At 31.6% G+C, this 601-nt stretch carries 1 protein-coding gene; it reads left to right on the top strand.

Annotation, left to right across the window (positions count from 1 at the left end; translation table 11 throughout):
• Positions 1 to 163: 163 nt before the first annotated feature.
• The coding region (locus CQA62_RS06800) for a hypothetical protein (protein WP_147288255.1) at positions 164 to 601 on the top strand (438 nt) is incomplete at its 3' end.

A 601-nucleotide genomic window follows, 5' to 3' on the forward strand; every position in this document is an offset into this window, starting at 1 on the left:
ATAGTTATTCTATCACTTTTAATAATCTAAATATTATTGTTTTCTTAAATATATAAATACAAAAAAATATAATTTTAATAAATTTACCCCCCCCCCCCCGTAGATTTTTGTATATAATCTCATCTAAATTTCTATTAAGTTAACCGCAACATTTACAGGTGGAATGAAGGGAAATATTTTAACTGAGGCTTGGAACCTTACAACAATTACATTTAAGAGTGGAAATCTTGAAGGAAATATTTCTACAAAAAATGCAGGAAAAAATGTCATCACTTTTGAAAAAGATGGGAGTATTGGCAATATTGAGACCCAAGACTCCAGTTCTAAGAACATTATTAATTTTCAACAATCTGGGACAATCTCTAAAATCACAACAAGAGGAGGGATTAATCAAATTAATTTTAATGTTCTATCCTCTCAAAATACTAAGATAACAACTGCTTCAAACCAATCAGGTAGTCTTAAAATTGAGAGTGTCATCACACAAAATAATGGCTACACTTCCATCGCCAAAGCCGATCTCTCTTCTATTAACAACAATGGCTTTACTTTCTCACCTGCTTCTACTCATAGCGACAATGCTCAAGTAAGAGGAGTGCAA

The organism is Helicobacter cholecystus, from assembly GCF_003364215.1.
Taxonomy (GTDB): domain Bacteria; phylum Campylobacterota; class Campylobacteria; order Campylobacterales; family Helicobacteraceae; genus Helicobacter_G; species Helicobacter_G cholecystus.